The sequence below is a fragment of the Haematobacter missouriensis genome, assembly GCF_000740775.1.
GTDB classification, from domain to species: domain Bacteria; phylum Pseudomonadota; class Alphaproteobacteria; order Rhodobacterales; family Rhodobacteraceae; genus Haematobacter; species Haematobacter missouriensis.
Genome location: NZ_JFGS01000002.1, coordinates 272,067 through 291,864, shown reverse-complemented (window position 1 = coordinate 291,864; position 19,798 = coordinate 272,067). Strand labels below are relative to the sequence as shown.

The following is a 19,798-nucleotide window of genomic DNA, read 5'->3' as shown; positions in this document are numbered from 1 at the left end:
GCCATGCCTGCGAAATTCGACCTCAAACTCGTCTTCCATCCCACCGTCCTGCTTGCCGTCGCCTTGATGGCTGTGATCGTGATGATGGTGCTGCCTGTGCCTGCCTTGGTGCTGGACATTGGGCTGGCGGTCTCCTTCGCGCTGGCGATCCTGATCTTCACCATCACCCTGTTCATCGAACGGCCGCTCGACTTTTCCGCTTTTCCGACGATCCTGCTGGCCACGCTTCTGCTGCGGCTCTCACTCAACGTCTCCTCGACCAAGCTCATCATCGGGCAGGGTCATACTGGCACGGCGGCGGCGGGCCACGTGATAGAGGGGTTCGCCATGTTCGTGATGGGCGGAAACGTCTTTCTGGGCGTGGTCATCTTCTGCGTGCTCATGATCGTCAACTTCATGGTCATCACCAAGGGCGCGGGCCGCATGGCGGAGGTCGGAGCGCGTTTCGCGCTCGACGGGATGCCGGGCAAGCAGCTCGCCATCGACAGCGACATGGCGGCGGGGGCCATCGACCATGCGGAGGCCAAGGCGCGGCGGGAGCGGGAGCTGGCGGAAACCACGTTCTTCGGCTCGCTCGACGGGGCATCCAAATTCGTGAAGGGCGATGCGGTCGCGGGCCTCATCATCACGCTCCTGAACATCTGTGTGGGGCTGGCCGTCGGCATCGGCCTTCACGGCATGGACATAGGTGGCGCGTTCCGGACGTATGCGATCCTGACCGTGGGCGATGGCCTCGTGTCACAGATCCCAGCCGTGATCGTTTCCGTCGCTGCCGCCCTGCTTCTCTCTCGCGGCGGTTCCAAAGGCGCGGTCAACCTCGATTTCTTCGGTCAACTCGGACGTTACCCCGCCGCACTCGCCACCGTGGGTGGGTTGATGGCGTTCTTTGCTCTTGTTCCCGGCATGCCGTTTCTGCCCTTCATGACGGGGGCTGGGCTGCTTGGTCTTTGCGCCTGGATCGGCTTCCGGCGGGAGAAGCGGGCCGCGAAGCCGGCGCAGGGGCCGGCAGCGGTTGAGAAGCCGGCAGAGAAGTCTCTGGGCGATATTCTGGAGCTGGACGATATCCATGTGGAATTCTCGCCCACGCTGATTTCCATGGTGCTCGATCCCGCTTCGGGTCTGGATGCGCGCATCGGCAACATGCGCCGTCATGTCGCCGCGACATTCGGCCTTATCCTGCCGGAGATCCGGCTGACGGATGATGCAACGTTGCCCCCGGGCGGCTATCGCATCCGCATTCAGGGCGTGGAGCAGGCAGCCGACGGGTTGGAGGCGGACAGGGTTCTGGCCCTGATGCCCGGCGGCTCGGAGGAGGCGCTGATGCCGGCCGGGGATGATGTGCGGGAGCCGGTCTATGGCGCGCCCGCCCGCTGGCTTCTCCCTTCGCGGCAGGAGGAAGCCGCGATTGCCGGTGCCACGGTCGTCTCTCCGCCGGAGGTGCTTGCAACCCACATGCTGGAGGTCATCAAGCGGAACTTCGGTCGCCTGCTGACGCTTCGCCAGCTTCGCCGGGTACTGGACGAGATGACCAACCTTTCCGACGGCGCGCGAGCGGAGGCCAACCGCCGATTGATAGACGAGCTGATCCCCGAGCGTGTGCCAATGGACCTTCTGCTCTCTGTGCTCAGGCTTCTGCTGGAGGAGCGTGTCTCGATCCGCAACATGCCGGTCATCCTCGAGACGATAGCCGAGGCGAAGACTGCCCTGCCGAATGCGGAGGCGGTCTGCGAATACGTCCGCCAACGCCTCGGGTTTCAACTCGTGGCCGAGTTGCGTCGCCCTGACGGAACCATACCCCTCGTGCAGCTTGCCCCGGAGTGGGAGCAGAGCTTCGCGACCTATGAGCTCGGCGGTACAGGGGGGCAGGTGGCCCTGCCGCCCGATCTGTTCAACCGGCTTGCCAACGGCATCGCGGAAAAGCTGGCGCGGGCGGGGGAAACGGGGGTGCATGCCGCTGTCATCACCTCGCCGCTGCGGCGGCGGTTCCTGCGTACGGTGATGATCGCCCGTGGCCTCTCCGCGCCCGTCCTGTCGTTCGACGAAATCGGCTTCGACGCGCGTCCCTCCCTCGTCGGGCAGGTTCCCGCATGACGCTGGACGCGGGACTCCTGGACCTGGTCCTTTCCCTGCGGGAGATGTTTCTCACCGGTTTTGCCGTTTTCCTCCGCGTCGGCGCGGCCATGGCGTTCCTGCCGGCCTTCGGCGAGCAGTCGGTGCCGGTCCGCATCCGTCTGGCGCTGGCCGTGGCCTTCACGGTGATCGTTCTGCCGCCTGTCGCCGACAGGGTGGCCCCGATCGCGACGGAGAAGGCCCTTCTCGGCCTGCCGCTGCTGACGGAGACGCTGATCGGTCTCGCGCTTGGCGCGGCGCTGCGGCTCTTTGTTTTCGCCCTGCAGACGGCGGGCGCTATCGTCGCGCAGACGATTTCGCTGGCCCAGATGTTCGGCACGGTGGGCGAGCCGCAGCCGGTCGTATCCCATCTTCTGACCGTTGCGGGTCTGGCTCTCGCCGTGACGATCGGACTTCACGTGCGCTTTGCGGAATATCTTATCCTGTCCTACGACCTGCTGCCCGCGGGGGGGCATCCTGTTGCTGCGGAGATGACCCGTTGGGGAGTGGCATTGATCGCGGAGAGCTTCGGGCTGGCCTTTTCCCTTGCCCTGCCGTTCGTGATCGGGGGCACACTTTACAACCTTGCAATCGGAGCGATCAACCGCGCGATGCCGTCGCTCATGGTGTCTCTTGTCGGTGCGCCTGCGCAGGTGCTTGGCGGGATCGTGCTTCTGGCGCTGCTCGCGCCCGTCATGCTGGGTATCTGGATCGGACGGTTCGCCGGATTCCTTTCCGCGCCGTTCGGCACGCCATGAGCGACGATGCCGAAAAGGAACATGAGCCGACACAGAAACGGCTCGACGATGCACGCAGGAAGGGGGAGGTCGTCCGGTCTGCCGATGTCGGCACGGCGGCAGCCTACGGCGGTCTCTTGCTGGCAGGCTTGTTTTCAGGACCCGCGGCGGTCGATGGAATAGGAACGCTCGGCAGCATGCTTCTGGGGCAGGCGGACATGGTGGCGGAAGGGCTCGTCGCTACTCCGGAAGGGGGCATGTCTGGTGTCATGCTGTCCGCCGTCCGATCCATCGCTCCCTTTTTTCTTCTCCCGGCAGGGCTGGTGCTGCTCGCGACTCTTGCACAACGATCCATGATCTTTGCGCCATCCAAGATAGAGCCAAAACTTTCACGCCTCTCGCCCCTTGCGAATGCGAAGCAGAAATTTGGGCCCACGGGGCTGGTCGAATTCCTGAAAAGTTTCATCAAGCTCCTTCTCATCGCGGGATTGCTCGGCGTATTTCTTTCCGACCGCATGTCGCTTCTCCTGACGGCACCCCATCTGGCGCCTGCTCAAGGGGCAGGCTTGCTGGGAGAGCTTCTTCTGGCGTTTCTCGTCCCGATTCTGATGATCGCAGTGGTCTTCGCGGTGCTGGACTACCTGTGGCAGCGCTTCGATTTCCTCCGCCGCAATCGCATGACGCGGAAGGAGGTAACGGACGAGATGAAGGAGCAGGAGGGCGACCCGCACATCCGTCAGCAACGTCGCGCCAAGGCGGAAGCGCTCGCTACGAACCGCATGATGGCGGATATGCCCAAGGCCGACGTGGTGATCGTCAATCCCACACATTATGCGGTGGCGCTGAAATGGTCGCGGAGCGAGCCCGGACCCCCGCTCTGTCTGGCCAAGGGTGTCGATGAGGTGGCTGCCCGTATCCGCGCCGCGGCGGCAGAACATGGTGTCCCGATCCATAGCGATCCGCCCACGGCCCGGGCGCTTCATGCGACGGTGGAGGTCGGCGCACGCATACGGCCGGAGCACTACCGGGCGGTCGCCATCGCGATCCGGTTTGCCGAACGCGTGCGGGCCGCACGGAGGACGGGTGCATGAAAAAGGATGTGGTTGGACTGGAGCACCTTGCGGGCCTCCGGCTCGATCTGAAGCTGAACGCGCTCCGTCGGGAGACGGAGGCTGCGGAGACGCTTCGATCCGAGATGCGGCATCTGGCCGATAGCGCGCTGCTGGCGCGCCGGGACGATCAGCGGCTGGGCGAAAGTCACGCTGTATGGGTCAGACAGCGCTTGGATAAGCTGAATATGGAGTTGGCAAACCGGCTCGTGCGCATCGAGGAAGCGCGGGAGAGCGCAACGCGGGCTTTTGGTCAGAAGGATGGGCTTTCCCGTCTCGCGGCGAAGGACAAGTGATTGCACGATCCGCGGCCGGAAGCGGGCATCTTGTCGCCACGGAACCGCCGGGCATTGCCGCGGGAGGCGTGGGCAAGACCGTGGCTATCTGCTGTCCTGCCGGACGATGTCGGTGACGAGCACGTCGAGAGCATCCGGCCCCACGATGCCTCTTGCCGCCTCGCCCAATCCCGCACGAAGCGCGATCATCGGGCCACCTTCGGTGAAGGCGCCGTCGAAACCGCCTGTATTCGCGTGATCGAACAGAACCTGTAAAAGCGCATCCCGAAGCTTTGGTTCATAACGGTGTACGACATCGCTCCGGCCCTGCGGAACTTCCACGCTGAGGGAGAGCACGATGAGCGCCCGCGTTTCACCTTGCCGTATCACCGGGACTACGAACTGGTTGTTGAGCCGGGCATAGTCGCGCAGCGCCGGCGGGGGCGGAGATGGTTCCTCGTCCACCGCTGCTGGCCGGAACGCTATGCCGGCGGCCACCCCTCCGGTAAGACCGGTGACGCAGAGCAGGATCGGGAGAAGAAGTCGCTTCATGGTTTCCCCTCAGAACGGCAGGACGATGTCGCTGATCTGCTGGCCGTAGCGCGGCTGCTGAACGTCGGTGATCTGACCGCGCCCACCATAGGCGATCCGGGCGCCCGCGATCTTGTCGTAGGCGATCTCGTTCTGGCGGGTGATGTCATTGGGGCGGACATAGCCCGTCACCAGAAGCTCCCGCAGCTCGAAGTTCACCCGTACCTCCTGGCTGCCCTCGATCCGCAGCACACCGTTGGGCAGGCGCTCGACCACTGTGGCCGCGACGCGGAGGGTGAGCTTCTCCTGCCGTTTGACGGAGCCGTTGCCCTTGTAGTTGCTGGCAGAGCCGGTGGAGATCGCCTCCGCCATGCCTGCCCCTTCGGGAAGCTTTTCGTTCAGACGCTGGGGGAGGCCGAAGAGCTGCGGTATCCCCATCGTGTCGGACCCCTGCCGGGAGCGGCCCGTGGTATTGGAAATCTCCGCCCGGTCGTCGATTTCGATCACGACTGTCAGGATGTCCCCCCGCATGCCCGCACGCCTGTCGCCCAGCAGCGACTCGCGCCCTCCGTTCCAGAGCGAGGCGGCGGGGGCCTGTCCCTCCCGTGCGTCGGTATGGGAGGGGAGCGCATACATCGCCTGCATCTGATAGGTGTCCTCCACCGGCTTGAAGGCGGGGGCGCGCCCGACCTCTGCCATGCGCCCGCAGGCGGCGGTCAGCGGGAGCAGAACCATGGTGGCCAGAACGCGGTTTTTCATTGCATGTAATCCTTGGAGGTGCCGCCGACATGCACAGTCCCGTCCGGGCCGGCGATGCCGGTCACTGTGGTGCGCGAGGCGAGATTGAGAACACGGACATCCTCGCCCGGGGCGGCACGGCCGAGCGCGCGGCCTTCGGCGCGAATGAGCAGCCCACCTTTCCGCCAGGCAAGGGGCACGATCTGATTGCGCTCCACCACGGCGGCCGGTGCGATGTCGCCGGGACGTATCGGGCGCCCTGCATAGATCGCAACACGGGCCTCGAAACCGATGGCTTCGCCCGGATCGGTGAGGGCGCCGGGCACAACCTCAGCCGAAAGCGCAAGATCGGTCGGCGCGATGACGCTTGTCGCGCGGATCGTATGTGCCGCGACCAGCGCCTCCGCTCCCGCAGGGGAAGCTGCCAGAAGAAGGAAAACCGCCAGCCGCATCAGCGCACCTGAGCCGTCGCTGCCATCATCTGATCCGCCGCTGTCATCACCTTGGCATTCAGTTCATAGCCGCGCTGTGCCTCGATCAGCTGGGTCACTTCGCGCACGGCATCGACGGTGGAGCTCTCCAGATATCCTTGCCGCAATGTCCCCAACCCGTCCTCGCCGGGATTGCCGGGAAGCGCGGGGCCGGAGGCTTCCGTTTCTGTGAACAGGTTGGAGCCTATCGCCTCCAGTCCCTTTTCGTTGGAAAAACCTGCAAGCGTGATCTGGCCCAGCATCTCGGGCTCTACCCTGTCGCTGAAATACGCATAGACCTCTCCCGCCGCATTGATGGAGATCGTCCGCGCATCGGTGGGAATGGTGATGCCCGGGGCGACCTCATGTCCCTCCGCTGTGACGATCAGCCCTTCGGCAGAGCGCTTGAGCCCCCCGTCCCGCGTGTAGGCCGCCAGCCCGGAGGGCAGTGTGACTTCGATGTAGCCGCGCCCCTCGATGGCAACGTCGAGATCCCCCCCCGTCTGCGAGAGGGTGCCTTGGGCGATCTGCACCGATACCGCGGCAGGACGGACCCCGAGGCCGAGCTGCACACCTGCGGGCACGATTGTTCCGTCGGCGGCGGTGATGGTTCCGGGGCGTGTCATCTGCTGATAATGCAGGTCGGCGAATTCCGCCCGCCGGGCGGCGTAGCCCGTCGTGTTCATGTTGGCGAGGTTGTTCGACGTGACCTCCACCCGCATCTGCTGGGCGGCCATGCCGGTCGCGGCGATCTGAAGTGCACGCATATCTCTCTCCTATCGGCCGAGCGTCTGGACGACGACGCGGATGCGCCCGTCCTCCATCTCGAGGAAGCTTTGTCCCATCTCGTAGGCGCGCTGGACGGCGATCATCCGCGCGATCTCCGAGATCGGGTTGACGTTGGAGCCTTCCAGGTGGCCCTGCAGAAGGCGCGCTCCGTCTTCCGCGACGGGTTCTGCACCGCCTTCGGGGATCTGGAGCCTTGCGCCAGCCAGCTGGCTCCGGCCGGGATCGACGGGCTGCCACAGGCCGATGCGGGTGAGCGGCGTGCCATCCGCGGCGAGCGTGCCATCCGGCGACAGCGTCACGGAGCGGGCTTCCGCGGGCACGAAAACCGGGCCGCCGCCTTCGTCGAGCAACCGGTCGCCCTCCGGCGTCACAAGCTCCCCTTCGGCATTCGGCGTGAAGTGACCCGCGCGGGTGAGCGCCTGACCGTCCGGTGTTTCAACGAGGAAGTAGCCCTCCCCCTCGATGGCGAAGTCGTAGGTGCCCCCCGTCGCCGCGATCGCGCCTGCGCGCGGGTCGATGGTGCGGCCATGGGCTGTCGCCATGGACAGCACCTCTCCCGGCTGACCCGAGCGCTTTACATGTTCGGAGAACACCAGCCCTTCGCGCCGGAACCCGGTGGTGGAGGCATTGGCGATATTGTTGGCGATCACATCCATTTCGCGCGTCAATCCACGCTGGCGGGTGAGGGCGACATAAACGGGGGTGTCCATCCTATCCTCCTGCGATCAGGGGCACGATGCGGTCGGTGAAAAAGCTCACCAGCGTTTCGGTCATGAAGCTCATCGACACCCAGAAGACGACGAGCATCGCGGCCAGCTTCGGCACGAAGGTCAGCGTTGCCTCCTGCACGGAGGTGAGGGCCTGAAAGAGCCCGATCACCACACCGGTAACAAGCGCCACGCCCAGAAGCGGCGCGGCTGTCAGCGCCGCGATCCAGAGCGCTTGCCGGAGCGTGTCGTAAAGGACCGTATCCGCCATCAGACCGGCATCCTGAGGATTTCCTGATACGCCTCCACCACCTTGTCCCGCACGGCCACGACCGTCTCCACCGCCGTCTGCGAGGCGGAGAGCGCCTGGACCAGGGCGTGGGCGTCCGCCTTGCCGCTCAAGGCGGCGGCAGCCGTCTGCTCGCCCTCTGAAAGCACGCGGGCGAAGTCCTGCGCGGCGCCGAGCAGGCCGTTCGCGCCGCCCGGTTCGGGGCGGGTCGCGGTTCGGGCGGTGTCATAGCCACGGATGGCGAGGGAGGGGGTCAGGTCCATCTGTTGTCCTATCGGCGGAGAAGATCGAGCGCTGCGGAGGCCATCTGCCGGGCCTGATCGAACATGCGCAGGTTCGCCTCATAACTGCGCTGGGCCTCACGTGCGTCGGCGATCTCCACCATCAGATCGACGTTGGAACCATCGTAGTAGCCCGAGCCATCGGCCATCGGATGTGCGGGGTCATGGATGCGCTGAAGTTCCGAGCGATCGAGCCTAGTGCGGGAGAGATGCACCTGCCCGGCCTCCGCGCCGCGCATTTCCGCTTCGAATGCGGCGGTCTTGCGGCGGTAGCCGGGCGTATCGGCATTGGCGATATTTTGGGAGATGTTGCGCAACCTGCCGGCCTGCGCCTCCATCCCGGAGGAGGAGACGGCGAGGATCTGCTTCAGGTCCGCCATCAGCCCGCCTTCCCGAGGCTGGCGCGGATGATGCCGCCCGCGCTGCGATAGACGGCGAGCGCGAGGTCATGGCTGTGACGTATCTCCGCCGCCGTCACCATCTCACCCTCCAGCGAGACGGTATTGCCATTGGGCGCAGGCTCCCCTCCCTTGTCCACGGGGCTGCGGAGGCTGGAGAGCCCATCCGGCTGATGGCCCGCCCGTGTGACGGCCATCGGCATGTCGCCCCGTTCGACCAGTTCGGCGAAAGGGCGCAGGTCGCGGGCGCGGTATCCGGGCGTATCGGCATTGGCGACGTTCTCCGCCACCATGGCCTGCCGGGCTGCGGCGTGATTGGCGAGCGCGCCAGCGAGTCGCGACAGCGCAAGTCTTTCGAACATCGGCATTTCTCCCTCTCTCGGCGAAACCAAGCTTTAAGAGTGATTCCTTTAAGAATGGTAAGAGCCGCAGGAGAATCCGATGTCGCCCACCGAAATCCTTCTTTCCAGAATCGCAGCCGTTCCCGTCACCCGTCCGGTGGGAAGAGTCGTTTCCGTCAGCGGTGCGCTGATCGGTGTGGGCGGGCTGCCGCGAAGGGCTGCGCTGGGTGACCGGGTAGAGTTTCCCCGCGCGGGGCTGGCGGGCGAGATCGTCTCGCTCACGCAGGAGGGGGCGGGCGTGCTGCCGGAGAAACGGCCGGAAGGGTTGGCGGTCGGCGACCTTGTACTCTGGGAGCAGGGGAGCGGCATCGCCCCGGATGACAGCTGGATCGGCAGGTTGGTCGATGCCTCCGGCAAGCCCCTGGACGGGCGGCCTCTGGGGTCGGGGGTACGGGCGCGGGACTATGCCGCCGCTCCGCCCGACGCGGCCCTGCGCCGGCCGCTGGGCACCCGCATGGAGACGGGTCTGTCCGTGTTCAACACGCTGCTCCCCCTCGTGCGCGGGCAGCGCATCGGGCTTTTCGCAGGGTCGGGCGTGGGCAAGTCCACGTTGCTGGCGGCGCTGGCACGCCATGTTGCCGCCGATGTGGTGGTGGTCGGGCTGGTGGGTGAACGGGGGCGCGAGGTCCGCGAATTCGTCGATCATGTATTGGGGCCTGCCGGGATGGCGCGGGCGGTGGTCGTCGCTGCGACATCTGACCAGTCACCCCTGCTCCGGCGCCGCGCGGCCTGGACCGCGATGGCCGTGGCGGAGCATTTCCGCGACGCGGGCAAACAGGTACTCCTCCTGATGGATTCGGTCACCCGCTATGCCGAGGCGCATCGGGAGATCGCGCTTGCTTCCGGCGAACCGCCGAGCCTGCGGGGCTTCCCGCCCTCCACCAGCCAGATGATCACGGCATTGGCCGAGCGGGCGGGGCCGGGGCCGAGGGGCGCGGGCGACATTACCGCGATCTTCAGCGTGCTTGTTGCCGGGTCCGACATGGAGGAGCCGGTGGCTGATATCCTGCGCGGCGTGCTGGACGGCCACGTGGTGATGGACCGCAGCATCGCCGAGCGCGGACGCTTCCCGGCCATAGACCTGCTGCGCTCCGTCTCCCGCAGCCTGCCCGCCGCCGCGAGCGCTGAGGAGAACTTGCTGATCGGTGAGGCGCGGCGGCTCCTTGGCGCCTATGACCGGGCAGAGATGATGATCCAGGCAGGGCTGTATGTGCCCGGCTCCGATCCGCTGGTCGATCGCGCCATCGCCGTCTGGCCCGCGCTTGATGCCTTTTTGGCGGAGCGGGCGCAGGATGGAACGGCGGCCAGCTTCGGACGCCTCGCGGCGATACTGGCCTGAGCGACGGGACCATCTGCCGGGAGCGTTCGGGGGAGCGTCCGCGGGGACCGTCCGCCGGGACCATCCGCCAGGACCGCTCGGGGGACCAGTCGGGGGGGAGGCCGCTTTTGCTTGTGTTGCCCGCCGTCTCGCGGAATAGCTCGGGTCGCAATCCGTGGAAGGAGACAGCCATGCCCATCATCCTCATCACCGGGGCGACCGCCGGTTTCGGTCAGGCCACCGCCCGCCGCTTTGCGCGCGCGGGCTGGTCCGTCGTGGGCACCGGCCGGAGGGAGGAGCGCCTCCGCGCGCTGGCCGGGGAGATCGGCCCGGCTTTCCACGGCCTCGCCTTCGACATCACCGATCCTGCCGCCGTCGCTGCGGCGCTGGACAGTCTGCCCGACGCATTTGCCGCCATCGACCTGCTGGTGAACAATGCGGGCATGGCGCTTGGTACCGCACCAGCGCCGGAACCGCCGCTCGCGGACTGGCAGGCGATGGTGGAGACGAACGTGTCGGGTCTTCTCGCCGTCACGCACAGGCTGCTGCCGGGGCTGATCGCGCGGAAGGGCATGATCGTGAACCTCTCCTCCATCGCCGCGCACTGGCCCTATCCGGGGGGAAATGTCTATGCCGCCACCAAGGCTTTCGTGCGGCAGTTCTCGCTCGGTCTGCGGGCCGATCTGCATGGCACCGGGGTCCGGGTCACGTCGCTGGAGCCGGGGCTGTGCGAGAGCGAGTTCACAATGATCCGCACCCGCGGCAATCAGGCGGCCTACGACGCGCTTTATGAAGGGGCCGATCCGATCCAGCCGGAGGATATTGCCGAAACGATCCACTGGCTCGCCACCCAACCACCGCATCTGAACTTCAACAGCATCGAGATGATGCCTGTCAGCCAGTCCTGGGCGCCGCTACGCGTTCATCGCCGCGAGACGGACAGGGCCTAGCAGGCGGCTGAAAAAGGCTTTTTTGGCCTGTGTTGGAGCGGAAATCCTTCGCCATCTGACGAAATCCGAAATCGGTATACTTCCGGGTATTTCCGGGCCGATTTTCCGATTTTCGGGCCGTAGGCATGACATTTCAGGATTCTTTCATCGGCCTGCTGGCGCATCCGTTCCGCCGGGGGTCGCGGGGGCGTCCCCCGCGCCTTGCCGCCTGCTTGCCGGGCGGACGGGGTAGCGGCGGGGGCATACCGCCTCTTCCTGTCGTGAACCCGCCTGCCCTTGGCCTCCGGCGTCGGGCGGAGGGGCCGAGAGGACGGGTCCATTCCGCCCTGTTGCGGAACGATGCCGGGCTGTCCTGCACGCAGCGTTGCCGGAGCGCAGGTCTTGCCGGTGCGGCGGGGCTTCCACCTACCACCGGTCGGAACGCTGCGGGTCGCCCTACGGGACTGGCGGGACGCCTCCCCTGAACAGGCCCGCCCGGCGGCAGCCTTTGCCAAAGCCCCGGGAAGGGCGCCGTCAGCCGGCGGTCAGCAATGCCTTCAACCGATAGAGGGTCTCCAGCGCCTCGCGCGGGGTGAGGGCGTCGGGTTCGATCTCCTCGAGCGCGCGCCTCACCCCGTCGGGCGCCTCGACCGGGACCGGCGGTGCGGGCCGCGCGGCAAAGAGCGGCAGATCCTCCACCATGGCGCGCCGATGGCCGCCGCCCTCGCGGTCACCCTTCTCCAGCGCCTCGAGCAGCACCCGCGCACGTTCCACCACGACAGGCGGCAAGCCTGCGAGACGCGCGACCTGTACGCCATAGGACCGGTCCGCCGCGCCCTCCCGCACTTCGTGCAGGAAGATCACCTCCCCCTGCCACTCCCTCACGGCGACGGTCGCGTTTGTGAGCCCGGGCAGCTTCGCGGCAAGTCCGGTCATCTCGTGGTAATGCGTGGCGAAAAGCGCCCGGCAACGGTTCACCCCGTGCAGATGCTCCAGGGTCGCCCAGGCGATGGAAAGGCCGTCCCATGTTGCGGTGCCCCGACCGATCTCGTCGAGAATGACCAGCGCGCGGTCATCCGCCTGATTGAGAATCGCCGCCGTCTCCACCATCTCCACCATGAAGGTGGAGCGTCCGCGTGCCAGATCATCCGCCGCGCCCACGCGGGAGAAGACCTGGCTGACCAACCCGACATGCGCCGCGCGGGCCGGGACATAACCGCCCGCCTGAGCCAGAATGGCGATCAGCGCGTTCTGCCGGAGGAAGGTGGATTTCCCGGCCATGTTCGGACCGGTGACGAGCCAGATCGCCGCACCCTCCCCCCCGTCGGAGAGGGAACAGTCATTGGCGATGAAGGGCGTGCCCTGCCTGCGGAGCGCCCGCTCCACCACCGGATGCCGCCCGCCCTCCACCCGGAAGGCGCGCGAGGCGTCCACCACCGGCAAGGCCCAGTCCGCCTCTATCGCCAGAAGGGCGAGCCCTCCGGAGAGGTCGATCTCCGCCAGCGCCCGTGCGGCCTCCCCGATCGGTCCCGCAGCGGCGAGGACCGCCTGACGCAGCCTCTCGAAGATCCGCTTCTCGATCTCCAGCGCCCGGTTTCCGGCGTTGAGAATCTTTGTCTCCAGCCCGCCGAGGTCCACGGTGGTGAACCGCACCTGACTGGCCGTCGTCTGGCGATGGATGAAGCGGGCGTTGAGCGGCGGGGCCAGCATCCTTTCGGCATGGGTGGCGGTCGTCTCGATGAAATAGCCCAGCACGTTGTTGTGCTTGATCTTCAGCGAGGAGATGCCGGTTTCTGCGGCGTAATCGGCCTGCATCCCGGCGATGACGCTTCGCCCTTCGTCCCGGAGTTTGCGCGCCTCGTCGAGTTCCGCGTCCTGCCCGGTGGCCACGAAACCGCCATCGCGGGCAAGAAGCGGTGGCTCGGCGATCAGCGCGGCGTCCAGGAGTTCGATCAGCGCGCCATGCCCGCGAAGGGCCCCGGCCGCCCCCGCGAGCCGGCTGGACGTGCTGTCGGCAAGGAGCGTGGCCAAGGCCTCCGCTTCCGCGAGGCCGTTGCGGATCGCCGCCAGATCCCGCGGTCCGCCCCGGTCGAGCGCCAGCCGCGACAGGGCGCGGTCCATGTCGGGCACCTTGCGGAGCCTGTCGGCCAGCCTGTCCGCCAGCGCGCGATCCTCCACCAGCAGCCGCACCGCTTCCTGCCGGGAGGCGATTTCCCCCAGATCGCAGGAGGGGCTGGAAAGCCGCCGCTCCAGCAGCCGCGCGCCGCCCGCCGTGATGGTGCGGTCGATGGCTGCGAGCAGGGAGCCCTCCCGCCCGCCGGACAGCGCCTCCGTCAGTTCAAGGTTCCGCCGCGTCGCCGCGTCGATCTGCATGGCGCGGCGCGCCTCCTCCCGCACCGGCGGGCGGAGAAGCGGCATCCGCCCTTTCTGCGTCAGGTCGAGATAATCGACGAGCGCCCCCAGCGCCGCGATCTCCACCCGCGAAAACGCTCCGAACGCGTCGAGCGAGGCCACCCGCCACAGCGCGCACAGCCGCCGCTCCGCCGCCGTGCTGTCAAAGCTCGCGCGCGGGCGCGGCGTGGCGACCGCACCGACTTCCGCCACAACCGGCTCCCATTCCGCCTCCCGCACTTCGGAGATCAGCACCTCCCGCGGGCGGAGCCGGGCCAGCTCCGGCGCAAGCCGCACGGGCGGGCAGGCGGTCACGCCCAGTTCGCCGGTGGAGATATCCACATAGGCCAGCGCGCCCTCCTCCCGCATCTCGGCATAGGCAGCGAGGAAATTGTGCCGCCGCGCCTCCAGCAGGCTCTCCTCCGTCAGCGTGCCGGGGGTGACGAGGCGCACGATCTCCCGCCGCACGACGGATTTCGAGCCGCGCTTTTTCGCCTCCGCCGGGTCTTCCATCTGCTCGGCGATGGCGACGCGAAAGCCCTTGCGGATAAGCGTGAGCAGATAGCTCTCCGCTGCGTGGACGGGCACGCCGCACATGGCGATATCCTCGCCCAGATGCTTGCCCCGCTTGGTCAGCGCGATATCCAGGGCCACTGCCGCCTGGCGGGCGTCGTCGAAGAACATCTCGTAGAAGTCACCCATCCGGTAGAACAGCAGGGCGTCGGGATGCCCGGACTTGATCTCCAGATATTGTGCCATCATCGGCGTGACGGAGGTATCGTCGCTGGCCACGGTCTCTCCTCTTGTTTCCGGCTGCGGAACCTACAAACCGGCGCGGGCGGGGGAAAGGCGAAATCCCGTTCACGGCGGTCCGCCGCCGCGCTATCTATCGGGTATGACAATCTGGAATCTGGGCTCGATCAACATCGACAAGGTCTATCGCCTGCCGCGGCATCCCGCGCCGGGGGAGACGCTGGCCGCTCTGTCCTATGCGACGGGGCTTGGCGGCAAGGGTGCGAACCAGTCCGTCGCCGCGGCGAGGGCGGGCGGGCGTGTGCTGCATATCGGCGCCGTGGGCGAGGATGGTGACTGGACGCTGAAGCGGCTGGCGCTCGCCGGGGTGGATGTGTCGCGCGTCGGGATCGGGGCGGAGGCCACCGGCCATGCGGTGATCCTGGTGGCGGAGGATGGAGAGAACATCATCGTCATTCACCCCGGCGCGAATCGCGAAATCCCCCCCCATGCGGTGATGGACGGGCTGGCCGAATCACGTCCGGGCGACCTTCTGCTGATCCAGAACGAAACCTCCGCGCAGGAGGCCGCTGCCCGCGCGGGTCGGGAAAAGGGTCTCCGCGTCGCCTATTCCGCCGCGCCTTTCGAGGTGGAAGCCGTGCGCGCCGTTCTGCCCTATCTCTCCATCCTGCTCCTGAACGAGCTGGAGGCGCAACAGCTTGAGGAGGCTCTGGGACAGCCTCTTGCCACGCTGGGGGTTCCCGACATCGTGGTGACGAAAGGCGCGCGCGGTGCGAGCTGGATCACGGAGGGGGAGGAGATCGTGACCGTCGCTGCACATTCCGTCGATGTGGTGGATACGACCGGCGCTGGGGATTGCTTCGCGGGCTATCTGGTCGCGGCGCTGGATGAAGGCGCCGCGCCGGAGACCGCCATGCGCCTTGCGGCGGCGGCGGCCGCGATGCAGGTCGGGCGTCCCGGCGCCGGCGATGCCATGCCGTCACGCATGGAGGTGGAGGCGTTCCTGGCCGCGCGCGGGCTCTAGCGGGCCGCGGGAAAAGTCCTGAAGCGTCATGCCTATGTGCCGGAAATCGGAAAATCCGCTCGGAAGCATATAGATTTCCGGCTGGGTTTCGTCAGATTGGGACTCACTTCCGCCCCACTTGCCAAAAAGCCTTTTCCACCAGCCTGCGGGAATATTCCGAAGCCTCGTGGGAATGGAAATCTGCCCCGGAATGCTACGTATTGTACAGATTTCCGGCTGAAATCCCTCAGATTGAGAAGGATTTCCGCTCCAGCCCAAACCTCAAGGCCTTTCAGCAGCCTGCTGAATGCTCTGCCCTCCCGCTTTGCAGGCGGCGGGCGGCGCGATCCGTGGTGTTGTGAGGGGGGATGTTCCGGCATTTCAGCCGGGCGGGGGAGGGCCGGTGCGGCCCTCCCCGGGGGATCCTGCGGGGCTCAGTTGCCGCGCGCGTTCCGTGTGGCGAGCAGTTTCAACCGCAGCGCATTCAGCCGGATAAAGCCCGCCGCGTCCTTCTGGTCATAGGCGCCCGCGTCATCTTCGAAGGTCACATGCGCCTCCGAATAGAGCGACTCGTCGGACCAGCGCGCCACCGTCCGCGCGGAACCCTTGTAGAGCTTCACCCGCACGGTGCCGGAGACATGCTCCTGGCTCTTGTCGATGAGTGCCTGAAGCATCTCGCGCTCCGGGCTGAACCAGAAACCATTGTAGATCAGCTCCGCATAGCGGGGCATGATCGAATCCTTGAGGTGTCCCGACCCGGAATCGAGGGTGATCTGCTCGATCCCGCGGTGTGCGACCAGCAGGATGGTGCCGCCCGGAGTTTCATAGATCCCGCGGGACTTCATGCCGACGAAACGGTTTTCCACCATGTCGAGACGGCCGACGCCATGCTTGCCGCCCAGCTCGTTCAGCCGGGTCAGGATGGTGGCCGGGCTGAGCCGCTCGCCGTTCAGTGCGACGGCATCGCCCTTCTCGAAGGTGATCTCCACATACTCCGCCTCGTTCGGCGCATCCTCGGGATCGACGGTGCGCTGATAGACGTAACCCGGTGCTTCCTCGCCCGGATTCTCCAGCACCCGCCCCTCGGAGGAGGTATGGAGCAGGTTCGCATCGACGGAGAACGGTGCTTCGCCCCGCTTGTTCTTGGCGATCGGGATCTGGTTCGCCTCGGCGAATTCCAGAAGCTTGGTGCGGCTGGTCAGCGACCATTCCCGCCAGGGCGCAATCACCTTGATATGCGGGTTCAGCGCATAGGCCGACAGCTCGAACCGGACCTGGTCGTTGCCCTTGCCAGTGGCGCCATGGGCCACGGCATCCGCCCCGGTCTGCTCCGCGATCTGGACCAGCCGCTGTGCGATCAGCGGCCGCGCGATGGAAGTGCCGAGCAGATACTCGCCTTCATAGAGCGCATTCGCCCGGAACATCGGGAAGACGTAATCGCGCACGAATTCTTCGCGCAGGTCTTCGATATAGATGTTGGCGGGGTTGATCCCCAGCATCTCTGCCTTCTGGCGCGCGGGCTCGAGCTCCTCGCCCTGACCCAGATCGGCTGTGAAGGTGATGACCTCGCAGCCATACTCGGTCTGGAGCCATTTGAGGATAATGGACGTATCGAGCCCGCCCGAATAGGCGAGGACGACTTTTTTCGGTGCGGACATTGGGATTTTCCCCGGCGAACAACAATCCGCGCGGGTCTATGCCCTTTGAGCGCGAGGCTCAAGGAAAAGCGTCAGCGGGGCTTGAAGCGGGGCGCTCCTCCTTTAGTGTTTCAGGGCAGGCTGGCGCGGGGTAGCAATGTTTTCGGCGGATACGGAGTGCGCGCGCCTTATGCGCGATCTTGACTGGTCCGCCAATCCGCTGGGACCGCCCGAGACATGGCCTACAGAACTCAGGACGCTTGTAGGTGTCATGCTCGGCTCCCGACAGCCGATGTTCGTGGCCTGGGGCCCGCAGGAGATCATGTTGTACAATGACGCCTATGCCCTCCTCTGCGGTGCACGGCATCCTGCGATCGGCGTCCCCTTCCAAGTGCTCTGGGCTGACATTCTGGACGATGTCTACCCGATCCTGCAAGCCGCTTACCGGGGGCGGTCGACCCACATGGACGACATCTGCTTCCTGATGCATCGCAACGGCTATCCGGAAGAGACGCATTTTTCCTTCTCCTACACGCCGGTCCGGGATGCGCTGGGGCAGGTTGCGGGTATGTTCTGTGCCTGCGACGAGACCACCGAACAGGTACGGCATCGGCGGGCGCAGGAGCAGGAGCGGGCAGTGCTCTATGAGGCGCTGCGTCTTTCTCCTGGCGGGACGGCACTGGTCATGGGGCCCGATCATATCTTCACGCTGGCTAACGAGCGGTTTCTTTTCCTGTGCGGTAAGGACATCGGCATTATCGGCAAACCTATCGCCGAGGCTCTGCCGGAGATCGCGCAACAGGGGTTCATCCGGTTGATGGACCGGGTTTTCGCCAGCGGAACGCCCTATGAGGGCCGCGATGTGCCGATCGACCTGCTGCATGACGACCATGCCGAGATGACGCGCCACTATGTCGATTTCGTCTATCAGCCCTTCGCCGATCCCATCACCGGCGCGCGCGGCTTGCTCATCCAGGGGATCGACGTCACCGACCGCCGGGAGAAGGAGGAGCAGCAACGGATCATTGCCAACGAGTTGTCGCACCGGCTGAAGAACCAGCTTGCCGTCGTGCGTGCGGTGATCTCCCAGACGATCCGCCGCGCCGGCGACATGCGGGAGGCGGCGCAGGTGATCGACGGTCGCCTGATGGCGCTCGGCCGGGCGCAGAACCTGCTCCTCAGTGCCGAGACGGAGGAAAGCACTGTGGCTGCCGTCGTCCGCGCGGCCCTGTCGCCGTATGATGAAGCTGACGAAGGGAAAAGCTCACGCTACAGCCTGACCGGGCCGCATGTCGTGCTTGGTGGGCAGCTCGTGATGAGTCTGTCCCTCGTCGTGCATGAACTGGGCACAAATGCGCTCAAACACGGCGCATTCTCCGTGGCCGATGGCCATGTGAACATCACTTGGGAGATGGAGGCACTCCCGGAAGGCCGGTGTTTCATATTTGACTGGCGGGAAAGCGGCGGGCCACCGGTTTCCGAGCCGCTGACAAAGGGGAGCGGCTCGGGGCTGATAGCGGCGGGGCTGGGCACCTTTGGCGGCGAGGTCGTCATGGATTTCGCGCCGGGTGGCCTTCATTGTCGAATGAGCGCGCTTCTGGGCGGTGAGGGAATGATCGCCTGACGCCGCTTTACGTACGGCAACACCAGCGCTATTCGAAGGGGCATGACCAGTTTCGCCGCCTCCGCCCGCTCCGCCACCGCCGCGCTCCGTGATCTCTTCCCGGAAACACCACTTCTGCGCAACGAACTGCTCTCTGCGCGGTATGACGCGGATATTTGGTTGAAGCGCGAGGATCTGACCCCTGTCCGGTCCTACAAGCTGCGTGGCGCTTTCAATGCGATGCGCAAGGTGATCGCTTCCGGCGCGACCAGCGGGCATTTCGTCTGTGCGAGCGCGGGCAACCACGCACAGGGTGTGGCCTTCGCCTGTCGGCATTTCGGCGTGCAGGGCACGATCTTCATGCCGGTGACGACGCCGGATCAGAAGATCGAAAAAACCCGCATGTTCGGCGGCGACAATGTGACGATCGAACTGACGGGCGACTATTTCGACCAGTCGCTGGCGGCGGCAAAGGAGTTCTGCGCCGGAATCCACGGGTATTTCCTGTCTCCTTTCGATGATGCCGACGTGATCGAGGGGCAGGCCTCGGTCGGTGTGGAGATCATGGACCAGCTCGACAGCCCGCCCGACATGGTGATCCTGCCGGTGGGCGGCGGCGGCCTTGCCTCCGGCGTGACGGGCTATCTGCGCGAAGCCTCGCCGGAGACGACGTTCCGTTTTGTGGAGCCGTTGGGGGGGGCAAGCCTCCGTGCGGCTGTCAGGGCGGGCCGGCCGGTGACGCTGCCCAAGGTGGACAGTTTCGTCGATGGCGCTGCCGTCGGACGGCTGGGCGACCTGACCTTCAGCCGCCTCCGCCATTTTCCGACGGACGACATTCTCCTCGCTCCCGAGGATCGGATCTGCACCACGATTCTCGAGATGCTGAATGTGGAAGGCATCGTGCTGGAACCTGCGGGAGCGCTGTCGCTCGATGTGCTGCCCGAACTGGCCGACCAGATCCGCGGCAAGCGCGTGGTCTGCGTGACCTCGGGCGGGAACTTCGATTTCGAGCGGCTACCGGAGGTGAAGGAGCGGGCGCAGCGATTCTCCGGCGTCAAGAAATACCTGCTGCTCCGTCTTCCGCAGCGCCCGGGCGCGCTTCGGGATTTTCTGGGACAGCTTGGCCCGCATGACGATGTGGCGCGGTTCGAATATCTGAAGAAATCCGCGCGAAACTTTGGCACGATCCTGATCGGCATCGAAACCCGCGCGCCGGATGATTTCGTCACGCTTTTCGAGCGTCTGGATGCGGCCGGCTTCGTCTTCACCGATATCACCAATGACGAGGTCGTGGGCCAGTTCCTGATCTGACCTTCCGGCGCGGAGAGAG

The 19,798-nt window shown here is 66.0% G+C and carries 20 protein-coding genes; 9 read left to right on the top strand and 11 right to left on the bottom strand.

Translation table 11 applies throughout. The annotated features are described in order from the left end of the window. Positions 1-3 precede the first annotated feature (3 nt). From flhA to CG51_RS03665, 4 genes are read left to right on the top strand one after another with little or no spacing between them, the layout of a single operon-like run. The gene (gene flhA / locus CG51_RS03680) at positions 4-2,091 is read left to right on the top strand and encodes a flagellar biosynthesis protein FlhA (RefSeq protein WP_035741876.1); all 2,088 of its coding nucleotides are present in this window, start codon (positions 4-6) and stop codon (positions 2,089-2,091) included. After that, positions 2,088-2,867 (top strand): flagellar biosynthetic protein FliR, encoded by a 780-nt coding sequence (locus CG51_RS03675; RefSeq protein WP_035741875.1) that lies wholly within the window; start codon positions 2,088-2,090, stop codon positions 2,865-2,867. The genes flhA and CG51_RS03675 overlap by 4 nt, the downstream gene beginning before the upstream one ends. After that, positions 2,864-3,937 carry a flagellar type III secretion system protein FlhB gene (flhB, locus tag CG51_RS03670; RefSeq protein WP_035741873.1) on the top strand — a complete coding sequence of 358 codons (1,074 nt, stop codon included), beginning with the start codon at positions 2,864-2,866 and terminating at the stop codon, positions 3,935-3,937. The genes CG51_RS03675 and flhB overlap by 4 nt, the downstream gene beginning before the upstream one ends. Continuing rightward, the gene (locus tag CG51_RS03665) at positions 3,934-4,251 is read left to right on the top strand and encodes a hypothetical protein (RefSeq protein WP_035741870.1); all 318 of its coding nucleotides are present in this window, start codon (positions 3,934-3,936) and stop codon (positions 4,249-4,251) included. Before flhB ends, CG51_RS03665 begins: the two co-directional genes overlap by 4 nt. A gap of 84 nt (positions 4,252-4,335) precedes the next feature. Here the strand turns inward: CG51_RS03665 and CG51_RS03660 are convergent, their stop codons facing one another. From CG51_RS03660 to CG51_RS03620, 9 genes are read right to left on the bottom strand one after another with little or no spacing between them, the layout of a single operon-like run. Next, positions 4,336-4,782, bottom strand: a complete 447-nt coding sequence (locus CG51_RS03660; protein WP_035741867.1) for a flagellar basal body-associated FliL family protein — start codon at positions 4,780-4,782, stop codon at positions 4,336-4,338. Positions 4,783-4,791: 9 nt separating this feature from the next. Next, positions 4,792-5,520 carry a flagellar basal body L-ring protein FlgH gene (gene flgH, locus CG51_RS03655; RefSeq protein WP_035741864.1) on the bottom strand — a complete coding sequence of 243 codons (729 nt, stop codon included), beginning with the start codon at positions 5,518-5,520 and terminating at the stop codon, positions 4,792-4,794. Beyond that, entirely contained in the window at positions 5,517-5,951 is a 435-nt protein-coding gene (gene flgA, locus CG51_RS03650; protein WP_035741861.1) for a flagellar basal body P-ring formation chaperone FlgA, read from the bottom strand. Before flgA ends, flgH begins: the two co-directional genes overlap by 4 nt. Next, a complete protein-coding gene (flgG, locus tag CG51_RS03645) occupies positions 5,951-6,736 on the bottom strand; it encodes a flagellar basal-body rod protein FlgG (RefSeq protein ID WP_035741858.1) in 786 nt (261 codons plus the stop codon). Before flgG ends, flgA begins: the two co-directional genes overlap by 1 nt. Positions 6,737-6,745: 9 nt before the next feature. Then, positions 6,746-7,468, bottom strand: a complete 723-nt coding sequence (locus CG51_RS03640) for a flagellar hook-basal body complex protein (protein ID WP_035741856.1) — start codon at positions 7,466-7,468, stop codon at positions 6,746-6,748. Between the two features lies 1 nt (position 7,469). After that, positions 7,470-7,736, bottom strand: a complete 267-nt coding sequence (locus CG51_RS03635; RefSeq protein WP_035741853.1) for a flagellar biosynthetic protein FliQ — start codon at positions 7,734-7,736, stop codon at positions 7,470-7,472. After that, complete coding sequence (gene fliE, locus CG51_RS03630; protein ID WP_035741851.1) at positions 7,736-8,017, bottom strand: flagellar hook-basal body complex protein FliE; 282 nt, start codon at positions 8,015-8,017, stop codon at positions 7,736-7,738. Before fliE ends, CG51_RS03635 begins: the two co-directional genes overlap by 1 nt. 8 nt (positions 8,018-8,025) lie before the next feature. After that, entirely contained in the window at positions 8,026-8,415 is a 390-nt protein-coding gene (flgC, locus tag CG51_RS03625; protein WP_035741849.1) for a flagellar basal body rod protein FlgC, read from the bottom strand. Beyond that, complete coding sequence (locus CG51_RS03620; protein ID WP_035741847.1) at positions 8,415-8,795, bottom strand: FlgB family protein; 381 nt, start codon at positions 8,793-8,795, stop codon at positions 8,415-8,417. Before CG51_RS03620 ends, flgC begins: the two co-directional genes overlap by 1 nt. A 79-nt stretch (positions 8,796-8,874) precedes the next feature. On the opposite strand from CG51_RS03620, the gene CG51_RS03615 reads away from it, so the two are divergent. Together CG51_RS03615 and CG51_RS03610 are read left to right on the top strand one after the other, a co-directional pair. After that, on the top strand, positions 8,875-10,173 hold the full coding sequence (locus CG51_RS03615) for a FliI/YscN family ATPase (RefSeq protein WP_035741845.1): 1,299 nt from the start codon (positions 8,875-8,877) through the stop codon (positions 10,171-10,173). Positions 10,174-10,343: 170 nt separating this feature from the next. Beyond that, on the top strand, positions 10,344-11,102 hold the full coding sequence (locus CG51_RS03610; protein WP_035741844.1) for an SDR family oxidoreductase: 759 nt from the start codon (positions 10,344-10,346) through the stop codon (positions 11,100-11,102). A 513-nt stretch (positions 11,103-11,615) separates the two neighbouring features. Here the strand turns inward: CG51_RS03610 and mutS are convergent. After that, positions 11,616-14,234: a DNA mismatch repair protein MutS gene (gene mutS, locus CG51_RS03605; protein WP_051930037.1), complete on the bottom strand. Its 2,619-nt coding sequence runs from the start codon at positions 14,232-14,234 to the stop codon at positions 11,616-11,618. Between the two features lie 133 nt (positions 14,235-14,367). Here mutS and CG51_RS03600 point away from each other — a divergent pair, with 133 nt between their 5' ends. Then, positions 14,368-15,249 carry a ribokinase gene (locus CG51_RS03600; protein WP_035741838.1) on the top strand — a complete coding sequence of 294 codons (882 nt, stop codon included), beginning with the start codon at positions 14,368-14,370 and terminating at the stop codon, positions 15,247-15,249. A gap of 413 nt (positions 15,250-15,662) precedes the next feature. Here the strand turns inward: CG51_RS03600 and CG51_RS03595 are convergent, their stop codons facing one another. After that, positions 15,663-16,886: an argininosuccinate synthase gene (locus tag CG51_RS03595; protein WP_035741835.1), complete on the bottom strand. Its 1,224-nt coding sequence runs from the start codon at positions 16,884-16,886 to the stop codon at positions 15,663-15,665. A 169-nt stretch (positions 16,887-17,055) separates the two neighbouring features. Between CG51_RS03595 and CG51_RS03590 the strand changes: the two genes are divergently transcribed. Further along, positions 17,056-18,489 carry a sensor histidine kinase gene (locus CG51_RS03590; RefSeq protein ID WP_035741833.1) on the top strand — a complete coding sequence of 478 codons (1,434 nt, stop codon included), beginning with the start codon at positions 17,056-17,058 and terminating at the stop codon, positions 18,487-18,489. A 42-nt stretch (positions 18,490-18,531) separates the two neighbouring features. Beyond that, positions 18,532-19,779 (top strand): threonine ammonia-lyase IlvA, encoded by a 1,248-nt coding sequence (gene ilvA / locus CG51_RS03585; RefSeq protein ID WP_035741830.1) that lies wholly within the window; start codon positions 18,532-18,534, stop codon positions 19,777-19,779. Positions 19,780-19,798: the final 19 nt, after the last annotated feature.

What these genes read in the sequence shown, in the direction of transcription:
- flgG (WP_035741858.1), bottom strand. Translation starts at nt 6,736, where the DNA reads ATGCGTGCACTTCAGATCGCCGCGACCGGCATGGCCGCCCAGCAGATG.
- CG51_RS03665 (WP_035741870.1), top strand. Translation starts at nt 3,934, where the DNA reads ATGAAAAAGGATGTGGTTGGACTGGAGCACCTTGCGGGCCTCCGGCTC.
- mutS (WP_051930037.1), bottom strand. Translation starts at nt 14,234, where the DNA reads ATGATGGCACAATATCTGGAGATCAAGTCCGGGCATCCCGACGCCCTG.
- flhA (WP_035741876.1), top strand. Translation starts at nt 4, where the DNA reads ATGCCTGCGAAATTCGACCTCAAACTCGTCTTCCATCCCACCGTCCTG.
- flgH (WP_035741864.1), bottom strand. Translation starts at nt 5,520, where the DNA reads ATGAAAAACCGCGTTCTGGCCACCATGGTTCTGCTCCCGCTGACCGCC.
- CG51_RS03600 (WP_035741838.1), top strand. Translation starts at nt 14,368, where the DNA reads ATGACAATCTGGAATCTGGGCTCGATCAACATCGACAAGGTCTATCGC.
- flgC (WP_035741849.1), bottom strand. Translation starts at nt 8,415, where the DNA reads ATGGCGGACCTGAAGCAGATCCTCGCCGTCTCCTCCTCCGGGATGGAG.
- CG51_RS03610 (WP_035741844.1), top strand. Translation starts at nt 10,344, where the DNA reads ATGCCCATCATCCTCATCACCGGGGCGACCGCCGGTTTCGGTCAGGCC.
- CG51_RS03660 (WP_035741867.1), bottom strand. Translation starts at nt 4,782, where the DNA reads ATGAAGCGACTTCTTCTCCCGATCCTGCTCTGCGTCACCGGTCTTACC.
- CG51_RS03675 (WP_035741875.1), top strand. Translation starts at nt 2,088, where the DNA reads ATGACGCTGGACGCGGGACTCCTGGACCTGGTCCTTTCCCTGCGGGAG.
- CG51_RS03640 (WP_035741856.1), bottom strand. Translation starts at nt 7,468, where the DNA reads ATGGACACCCCCGTTTATGTCGCCCTCACCCGCCAGCGTGGATTGACG.
- CG51_RS03590 (WP_035741833.1), top strand. Translation starts at nt 17,056, where the DNA reads ATGCGCGATCTTGACTGGTCCGCCAATCCGCTGGGACCGCCCGAGACA.
- CG51_RS03595 (WP_035741835.1), bottom strand. Translation starts at nt 16,886, where the DNA reads ATGTCCGCACCGAAAAAAGTCGTCCTCGCCTATTCGGGCGGGCTCGAT.
- CG51_RS03620 (WP_035741847.1), bottom strand. Translation starts at nt 8,795, where the DNA reads ATGTTCGAAAGACTTGCGCTGTCGCGACTCGCTGGCGCGCTCGCCAAT.
- CG51_RS03635 (WP_035741853.1), bottom strand. Translation starts at nt 7,736, where the DNA reads ATGGCGGATACGGTCCTTTACGACACGCTCCGGCAAGCGCTCTGGATC.
- flgA (WP_035741861.1), bottom strand. Translation starts at nt 5,951, where the DNA reads ATGCGGCTGGCGGTTTTCCTTCTTCTGGCAGCTTCCCCTGCGGGAGCG.
- CG51_RS03615 (WP_035741845.1), top strand. Translation starts at nt 8,875, where the DNA reads ATGTCGCCCACCGAAATCCTTCTTTCCAGAATCGCAGCCGTTCCCGTC.
- flhB (WP_035741873.1), top strand. Translation starts at nt 2,864, where the DNA reads ATGAGCGACGATGCCGAAAAGGAACATGAGCCGACACAGAAACGGCTC.
- fliE (WP_035741851.1), bottom strand. Translation starts at nt 8,017, where the DNA reads ATGGACCTGACCCCCTCCCTCGCCATCCGTGGCTATGACACCGCCCGA.
- ilvA (WP_035741830.1), top strand. Translation starts at nt 18,532, where the DNA reads ATGACCAGTTTCGCCGCCTCCGCCCGCTCCGCCACCGCCGCGCTCCGT.